This is a genomic window from Devosia sp., assembly GCF_028290645.1.
In the GTDB taxonomy this organism is placed as follows: domain Bacteria; phylum Pseudomonadota; class Alphaproteobacteria; order Rhizobiales; family Devosiaceae; genus Devosia_A.
The window spans coordinates 1-8015 of the sequence record NZ_JAQGJL010000204.1 but is presented as its reverse complement, the minus strand read 5'-3'; the positions used below and the strand labels follow the sequence as shown (position 1 = coordinate 8015).

The following is an 8015-nucleotide window of genomic DNA, read 5'->3' as shown; positions in this document are numbered from 1 at the left end:
GTTTCCGCCTGGGGTGATACGACTACCACCCCACCCGGTCTCCGCTGCACCAACCACTCGTCATGACCTCGCTTCAGGTGCAGCGGATGGGGGGAGAATACGACGGGTGGAGAGCGCGGGGATAAGTCGGGGGAAGAATTTTCTGCGGGGGCTCGGGTTACGCGCCGGACAGCAGCGGAGGGCCCCCTCCCGGCCTCCCCCACAAGGAGGGAGGTGTCGCATCGAGTTCCTGGGTGGACCGTGCCCAACACACCTGCGGGCACCCTCCCCTTCATGGGGAGAGTTGGGGACGGGCCGTCTGCTTCGGCTCTTTCACCTTGGACGGCGAGGCTGTGGACCCTGAGACGATATGTCGGCCCCTAGTTGTCGTTCCTGAGTTCCTGCAGCGCCTTGAGGCGGTCCGAGACGGCCTGGGTTTCCGGGGCGTTGCCTTTGCGGGCGTTGGGGCCGCGGACCGGCGGGGACTGGGATTCTTCAGCGTCGACGAATTTCTGCATGCGGGCGGCGAGGCTTTCTTCCTCGTCGACGGGGCCATTGCCCTCGAGCGCGTAGACCAGGCGGCTGACGTCCGAGGCGATGTCGTTGAGGCGCTCGCGCAGGTGCGACTGCTCGATGCGGTCGCTGTCCCAGTCGGCCATGACGGTCTCTTCGACGCTGGCCACCTTGGTGCGGAGCTTTTCCATTTCCTCTTCGAGGCCGAGCTTTTCGGCGAGCAGCAGGTCGCGCTTTTCCTCGCCGTCGCCAACGAGTTTGGTGGTCTCGGCGAGGAGGGTCGAGACGCGGCTTTCGGCGTCCGCGATTCGGGCTTCGGCGGCGGCGAGTTCGGACTGGGCGTCGGTGACGGTGTCGTCGCGGCTGGCGAGCTGGGTGCGGAATTCCATCGCCGCGGCGCGTGCTGCGTTGGCGTTTTTATCAGAACTTTCAAGCTGTTCGATGAGGGTGCGGTTCTGGGTTTCGAGGAATTCGGAGCGCTTCTTCTCGATCTCGAGATAGCTCAGGAGCTCGTCGATGTCGGCGTTGTAGTCGCCGCTGAGCGCCTTGCCCTCGATGGCGAAGGCGCGCGGGCGGCTGCCGCGGAGGCTTTCGCGGGCGGCCTGGAGCTGGCTGGATTTTTCGGTCAACTCCCTGTCGCGCATACGTAATTTCTGCGCGATGTCGGCGCCTTCCTTCTCCAGTTCGAGGATGCGGCGGCGGGCCGCGGCTTCGCGTTCCTCAAGTTCGCGCACCACCTGCAGGTGGCTGTCGCGCTCGCCCTTCATGCCGCCGAGCTCGTTCTTCTTCCTGTTGATATCCCTCAACTGATCGGAGAGGCGGCGGCGGAGGGCCTCGACGTTCATCTCCAAACGCCTGGTAGACAAGGCGAATTCGGCGCGGAGCTGGTCCTTGTCGGCGCGGAACTCGGCCATGGTCATGGGGGTCGCCGCTTCGATCCGCTTCTTGGTGAGGCGCACGGCGCGGCGCCAGACGGCGGGCAGGACGATCAGTGCCAGGAGCCCGGCGACGAGCAGGCCGAGCACGAAATACATAATGTTTTCAATGACCATAACACAACTCCGCCACCGGCTAACGCCGGCCTGGGGCGATCCACACACCACGATGACAGGGAAGGCGCGCCCGGCCGTCCCCGTCACGATGCAACCATACCGGAAGACGGGGACGCGGTCACGATGAGCGTAACACGCACAAGGCCAAGCTATCTGCCGCAGGTTTGCCGCGGCGATGAACGGGGGTTGAACGGCTCCTGAACGGCTTTTGCGGCTCAGAAGGGATTCCAGGTCGGCTCCTGGGTGAACTTCAGGTAGCCGACATTGACGCCGAGGCGGGCGCCGACGCCGGAGCGGATCGGCACCATCACCACGTCGCCATACTTGATCACGGTCATCCCGAGCCCGCCGAGGACATAGGCCGAGCCGTCGACGCCGGGGTAGCGGCCATAGACGTCGGAGACCGACTTCAGGTTGTAGACCAGCATCATGACCTTGGAGCCGTCGCCGCCGAAATCGAGCCCGACGGTGGGGCCCTGCCAGAACACCGGGTGCTCGCCCTGGTTGCGGGTGTACATGGTGCCTTCGCCGTACCGGGCGCCGGCGAAGATGGCGCCGCCGGCTTCCTCGCCGAGGATGTAGGCATTGGGCAGGCCGAACTGGCTGACGGCGCGCTCGACCAGCGAGGCGAGGCCCTGGGCGACCGACCCGAAGAATTCGCCGCCGGTGGCGACCAATTCCTCGCCCGAATAGGTGTCCGACACGGAGCCTTGCTGGGCGTAGGTGAGGGTGGGGGTGAGGACCAGCGTGGCCGCCGTCAGCGCGACGAAGGCGGCGAGGATGAAATAGACCATGCGGTCGAGCATGAAGGGAACTCCGGGGGGCTTATTCGAGCGGCGGGCCATTTACGCGGTCCTTACCATGACGAGGTAAGGTGCAGCGCATCCGGTCTGCCTGATAGAATTCAGGCTAGGCCTTCATGGCGGCAATGATGCGGCAAAAGCGTAAACAAAACTTAACCATAACCGGGCTTCTTGCAGCACTTTTGGTTGTTTTCGGCTGCGCTTTCGGCGCCCCGGCTGGCGCTGCCGGGCTGGTCACCGCCATCGTCACCGACCCGCTGACCGGGGTAGCTCTCGAGGGCTATGACCCGGTGAGCTACTTCACCGACCCGGACCCGGTGCCCGGCAGTCCCGACTACGAGTATCGCTGGGGCGGGGTGCCCTGGTATTTCGCCTCGGCGGCCAACCGCGACGTGTTCATGCGCAACCCCGAGATCTACGCGCCGCAGTTCGGCGGGCACTGCCTGACCAGCCTGTCGCGCGGCTACCTCTCGGACGGCAAGCCGCGGCTCTACGCCATTGCCGGGATGAAGCTCTACCTGTTCTACTCGGTGGCCAACCGCGAGGCGTTCGTTCAGAGCGAGGAGTCTTCGCTGCGGACCGCCGAGCGCAACTGGCCGGAACTGGCCAAGGGCCTGACAGGGGAGGAGGCCGACGTCGCCGCCGCGGTGGTGGACGAGGCCGTTGCCGGCGAGACGTCCGAGGCGGCGCAGTAGCGCCTCGCGGCCTAGGGTTGCCGCTCCGGCCAGAAGCGCGAGCGGATGGTGCCCCAGTCCCTGAGCGCCAGGGCGATGGCCTGGTGCATGTCGAGATAGGTGTAGGTCCCGAGCCGGCCGCCGAACCAGACATTGGGGACGCTCGCGGCACGCTGGCGATAGCGTTGCAGCACGGCGCGGTCCGCCGGCGTATCGATGGGATAGTAGGGCTCGTCGCCCCGGCCGGCAGCGCGCGGGCGTTCGCGCACGATCACCGTGCGGTCTTCAGGATAGGGGCGCTCGGGGTGCAGGTGCCGGTATTCGACGATGCGGGTGAAGGGCACATCGAGGTCGGCATAGTTGACGATCACGGTCCCCTGGTAATCGCCGACCGGCAGCACCTCGGTCTCGAAATCGGTGGTGCGCCAGCCGAGCGGCCCCTCGGCATGGTCGAAATAGCGATCGAGGGGGCCGGTATAGACGACGGGCGTGGCGGCCGGCGCCGCATGCCTCAGGTCGTGCCAGTCGACGCCGAGCGCTACCTCGATGTTCGGCGAGCCGAGCATCTGCTCGAAGATCGCCGGGTAGCCGTCGAGCGGCTGGCCCTGGTAGCGGTCGGAGAAATAGCTGCCTTCGAAGGTGTAGCGGACCGGCAGGCGGGTGATGACGGCGGCGGGCAGCTCGCGCGGATCAGTCTGCCACTGCTTCATCGTATAGTCGCGGATGAAGGCCTCGTAGAGCGGCCGGCCGACAAGGGAGATGGCCTTTTCCTCGAGGTTGGCGGGTTCGCGTCCCTGCATCTCCTGCCGCTGCTCCTCGACCAGGGCCCTCGCCTCCATCGGGCTCAGGTGCCGGCCGAAGAACTGGCAGATGGTCGAGAGGTTGATCGGCAGGGAATAGGCCTGGCCGGCATGCACGGTCCGTCCGCGGAAGACGAAGTCGTTGAAGCTGGCGAAGCGGCCCAGATAGTGCCAGACCTCGGCGTTGGGCGTGTGGAACAGGTGTGGACCATAGCGGTGCACCTCGATGCCGGTGGCCGCATCGGGTTCGGAATAGGCGTTGCCTCCGATGTGCTGCCGCCGGTCCAGCACCTGGACCCTGAGGCCCGCCGCCGCGGCGCGCTCGGCGACCGTCGCGCCGTAGAATCCGGCTCCGACCACGATCAGATCGGCGCGGTCGAGAGTCTGCATGGTCCCGTCCCTGTTGCGTCGCGCCGCCGTGCAGGGGCATAGCGTATGGCGCCTCCAATCTCCAGCCGGGACGTCTCATGAGTACACCGACCAGACGCCGTTTCGCCGTCATCGTCCGCGCCGGCGAGAACTCCCTGCACCGTACTTGGCTCAAGGGGCAGGCGCGGAACTGGGACCTGATCGTTTCCTGGTACGGCACCACGCCGTATGTCGCGAGCGCGGACGAGACGGTGCTGGAGCAGCGTGGCCTCAAGTGGGACGTGGTCGCCGCGCAGCTGCGGGACCACCCGGAGATCGTCGCGCGCTACGACTACCTGATCATCGGCGACGACGACGTCGACATCTCGGTGGAGACCATCAACCGCCTGTTCGAGATCAGCGAGCAGGAGGGGCTGCAGCTGTCGCAGCCGGGGCTCACCGCCAACAGCTATTTCTCGGCTATCCACCACCTGCAGTCCCCGTCGTTCAGGCTACGCTACACGCCCTATGTCGAGGTGATGTTCCCGTGCCTGTCGCGCGCGGCGCTCACCAGGATCCTGCCCTATGCCGGCGACTCGCCCTCGGGCTCGGGGCTCGACCTGATCTGGGCAAGGCTCGAACCCGACAACCGCTTCCGGGCGGCCATCGTCGACACCCTCGCCATGCGCCATACCCGGCCGGTGGGGAGCGTGCTGGCGGGCAAGGTGAAGGAAGCGGGCCACGACAACGCCGCGATCGTCGGGGCGATGCTGGCGCGTTTCGGCATCGTCTGGGGGCGGCGGCAGTTCTTCTGCTACGCCGGCATCACCCGGTCCGGCCGACGCGTCGGGCCCTTCGGGACCCGCTGGCGCATGGCCTGGGACAGCCTGCGCCGGCTGCGGGAGTGGCCGGTGCCGCGGCGCCTCGGCAAATGGTGGGTGCTCTACTGCAAGAGCCATAGCCTCGTGCCGGTCACCGAGCTCCGCTCGCGCTATGAAGGCCCGCTGCGGCTCGACGAGCGCGGCTGACCGCGGGCCCGGTTCAACTGGCCGGAGCTGCGGCGAAATCGGCAGCGAGGCGGGCGAGCCCATCGTCAAGAGAGGTGGTGGTGCGCCAGCCGAGCAGGCGCTCGGCCCGTGCCGGATCGCCGATGAAGCTGTGGATGTCGAAGGTCCGGGCGGGCGCGACCATCACCCGGCCGCGGCCGCCGCCCAGGGCGATGGCTCTCGACGCGAGGTCGCCCAGCGAGATGCCGGCCCCGCTGGCGAAATGGATCGGCGGCAGGTCGTCCTCGCCGGCGCGAAGCTGCTCGATCAGGCGGAGCAGCCCGTCGGCGACATCGTCGACATGGGTGAGGTCGAAGCTGCAGGCGGTGCCTTCGACGCGCAGCGTGGCACCGCGCAGCCCCGCCGCGACGAAAGCCGGGACCACCCGCGTGGCGTGGTCCGCGACGTTGCCATAGACCGATGAGAAACGGACGATCGCGGTGCGAAGACCCGCGGCGCGGGCGTCCCGGCACAGCAGCTCGGCCGCCACCTTGCTGCGGGCATAGGTGTTCATCGGGCGGAAGGGGGCATCCTCGGCGACCGGCATGTGGTCCTGCTGACCATAGACCTCGCGGCTGCTGGCATAGATGACCCAAGGACGCTGCGGGGCGGCGAGCGCCGCGGCGAGGAGGCCGCGGGTCGCCTCGACATTGACCGCGTTGCAGCGCTCGGGCCGCTGCTCGCCATCGACCACCCGCGACACCGCAGCGAGGTGGACGATGCCCTCGACGCCGTCGAGCCGGCTGGCGAAGCGGGCGGTGTCGCAGATGTCGAACCGTTCGGGGGCCGCATCGGCGCGGAGATCCAGGCCGCGGACCTCGATGTGCCGGGCGGCCAGCGTCCGACGCAAGGCTGTTCCGACGAGGCCTTCAGAACCGGTCACCAGTATGCTCATGCGCCGCTGCCCCGTTCCCCTGACAAATCGGTAACGGGTCGCACAGATGTCCGCAACCGCGGGGCACGCAACGTCGCGGCCCCTAGGGCGCCGGCCACGTTGCGGTTAGTGTAGCGAAAATTGATTCGACGGCAGGAACCTTACCAATGGCGGATTTCATCGAACTCAAGGCGACCGATCTCGCGGCGATGCTGTGTTCCAGGGTTTGCCATGACCTGATCAACCCGGTGGGGGCGATCGGCAACGGGCTCGAGGTGCTGGCCGATCCAACCCAGGGGGCGATGGCGGAGGGGGCGCAGGAGCTGATCGCCAATTCGGCCAAGCAGGCACGCGCCAAGCTCGAGTTCGCGCGGCTCGCCTACGGCGCCTCTTCGACGGCGGGCACGGATTTCGATACGCGCGAATGCGAGCGGGTGGCCAAGCTCTATTTCGAGATCGAGAAGGCCGATCTCGACTGGCAGGTACCGCTGATCCTGCTGCCCAAGCACAAGGCGAAGCTGTTGATGAACATGCTACTGATCGCGGCGATGGCAGTGCCGCGCGGCGGGCTGGTGACGGTGAAGGTCGAGGGGCCGGCGGGCGGCGAGCGGTTCGTCATGACCTCGAAATCGGACCCGGAGAAGCGGCAGAAGACGCTGATGCCGTCGGGCGCCGAGGGGCTGCTTTCGGGGGCGCCGGAGGGTGGCGTCGACGCGCGGGGGATCCAGACGTTCTATACGGGGATCCTGGCGCGGATGACCGACATGGAGCTGAAGATCGGCATCGAGAACGAGGTGTTCGAGTTCTCGGCGACGCCGAAGGCGGTCGCGGCGGCGGCCTAGTTGCTCTGCGCTAGCCCCTCTCGTTGAACTCGCGGGTGGAGTTGGTGCGAGGATAGGGCATGTCGGGGATGGCGGCGCCGAGGAAGGCGCAGAGCGGCTCCCAGCCGCTGCGGACATCGAAGACCAGGAGGCGCTCTGCGGGGACTGTTGCCTCTAGTTGTGCTGCGGATACTGGCACGACGACAGGCCAATTCCAAGCAGCGCCTGGAAGTTCGGAGGTTACCGCCCGATCACGCCCCCGCGCGTTTCAGGCATGGAACAGCCTTGAAAACTTCAGCCTTCGATAACCATTCGTAGGGACATTTGCAGGATAGTGAGGCGTGGCGACTAACATCGCCAGCGTTGGAGACGCGCGTCATGAAGTCCTGCCTTGTAGTCGATGATTCCAGCGTTGTGCGCAAAGTGGCGCGCCGCATCCTGGAAGATCTCGATTTCATCGTCGACGAGGCCGAGGACGGACAGGAAGCCTTCGACAAGTGCCGGCAGGAGATGCCCGACGCGATCCTGCTCGACTGGCAGATGCCGGTGATGAGCGGGCTCGAGTTCCTCAAGCTGCTGCGCGCCTATGTCGGCGGACACACGCCGCGCGTCGTCTACATGGTCACCGAGAACGATATCGGGCAGATCGCCCTGGCGCTGAAGGCCGGGGTGAACGACTACATGATGAAGCCGTTCGAGCGCGACCACCTCGAGGGCAAGTTCACCGAAGCGGTGGCCGGGCGCGCCAACGTCGCTTAGGGGTTCGGGTTACATCCACCCCAACTTCCTCCAAACTCGATGTCATCCTGGCGAAGGCCCGGAATCATTTTTGCGTTCGCGCCGGCGGAGGGTTGGATCCCAGCTTTCGCTGGGATGACACCGGCCGGGGTGGAGGGTCGGGGCACTTTCGCTTCGGGGTCTCACCGCGATGGGGGCGCGGTCGAGGCGCGGATGATCAGTTCCAGCGGGAGTTCGATCTGGCGGGGGGCCTCGTTGCGGAGGGCCATTTCCGCGGCGCGGCGGCCTTTTTCGCGGATCGGTTGGGCGATGGTGGTGAGGGGCGGCTGGCTGGTGGCGGTTTCGGGGACGCCGTCGAAGCCGACGA

At 66.8% G+C, this 8015-nt stretch carries 10 protein-coding genes; 4 read left to right on the top strand and 6 right to left on the bottom strand.

Annotated features, from left to right (window positions below; genetic code table 11):
• Positions 1-359: 359 nt before the first annotated feature.
• Together JWQ89_RS11660 and JWQ89_RS11655 are read right to left on the bottom strand one after the other, a co-directional pair.
• Entirely contained in the window at positions 360-1544 is a 1185-nt protein-coding gene (locus JWQ89_RS11660) for a hypothetical protein (protein WP_299641173.1), read from the bottom strand.
• A gap of 215 nt (positions 1545-1759) precedes the next feature.
• Positions 1760-2350, bottom strand: coding sequence for a DUF1134 domain-containing protein (locus JWQ89_RS11655; RefSeq protein ID WP_299641171.1), 591 nt, complete (start codon positions 2348-2350; stop codon positions 1760-1762).
• Between the two features lie 179 nt (positions 2351-2529).
• Here JWQ89_RS11655 and JWQ89_RS11650 point away from each other — a divergent pair, with 179 nt between their 5' ends.
• Entirely contained in the window at positions 2530-3042 is a 513-nt protein-coding gene (locus JWQ89_RS11650) for a YHS domain-containing (seleno)protein (RefSeq protein ID WP_299641169.1), read from the top strand.
• A gap of 11 nt (positions 3043-3053) precedes the next feature.
• Here the strand turns inward: JWQ89_RS11650 and glf are convergent, their stop codons facing one another.
• Positions 3054-4211, bottom strand: a complete 1158-nt coding sequence (gene glf, locus JWQ89_RS11645; protein WP_299641168.1) for a UDP-galactopyranose mutase — start codon at positions 4209-4211, stop codon at positions 3054-3056.
• Positions 4212-4288: 77 nt separating this feature from the next.
• Here glf and JWQ89_RS11640 point away from each other — a divergent pair, with 77 nt between their 5' ends.
• Positions 4289-5197 carry a DUF707 domain-containing protein gene (locus JWQ89_RS11640; RefSeq protein ID WP_299641166.1) on the top strand — a complete coding sequence of 303 codons (909 nt, stop codon included), beginning with the start codon at positions 4289-4291 and terminating at the stop codon, positions 5195-5197.
• 13 nt (positions 5198-5210) lie between these two features.
• On the opposite strand, the gene JWQ89_RS11635 is transcribed toward JWQ89_RS11640, so the two are convergent.
• A complete protein-coding gene (locus tag JWQ89_RS11635) occupies positions 5211-6110 on the bottom strand; it encodes an NAD-dependent epimerase/dehydratase family protein (RefSeq protein WP_299641164.1) in 900 nt (299 codons plus the stop codon).
• 146 nt (positions 6111-6256) lie between these two features.
• Between JWQ89_RS11635 and chpT the strand changes: the two genes are divergently transcribed.
• Positions 6257-6931: a histidine phosphotransferase ChpT gene (chpT, locus tag JWQ89_RS11630; RefSeq protein ID WP_299641162.1), complete on the top strand. Its 675-nt coding sequence runs from the start codon at positions 6257-6259 to the stop codon at positions 6929-6931.
• A gap of 10 nt (positions 6932-6941) precedes the next feature.
• Here chpT and JWQ89_RS11625 read toward each other — a convergent pair whose 3' ends face one another.
• Positions 6942-7109 carry a sulfotransferase gene (locus JWQ89_RS11625; protein WP_299641160.1) on the bottom strand — a complete coding sequence of 56 codons (168 nt, stop codon included), beginning with the start codon at positions 7107-7109 and terminating at the stop codon, positions 6942-6944.
• Positions 7110-7288: 179 nt separating this feature from the next.
• Here JWQ89_RS11625 and JWQ89_RS11620 point away from each other — a divergent pair, with 179 nt between their 5' ends.
• Positions 7289-7669, top strand: a complete 381-nt coding sequence (locus JWQ89_RS11620; protein WP_299641158.1) for a response regulator — start codon at positions 7289-7291, stop codon at positions 7667-7669.
• 161 nt (positions 7670-7830) lie between these two features.
• Here the strand turns inward: JWQ89_RS11620 and JWQ89_RS11615 are convergent.
• A partial coding sequence (locus JWQ89_RS11615) for a substrate-binding domain-containing protein (RefSeq protein WP_299641157.1) occupies positions 7831-8015 on the bottom strand: 185 nt, incomplete at its 5' end.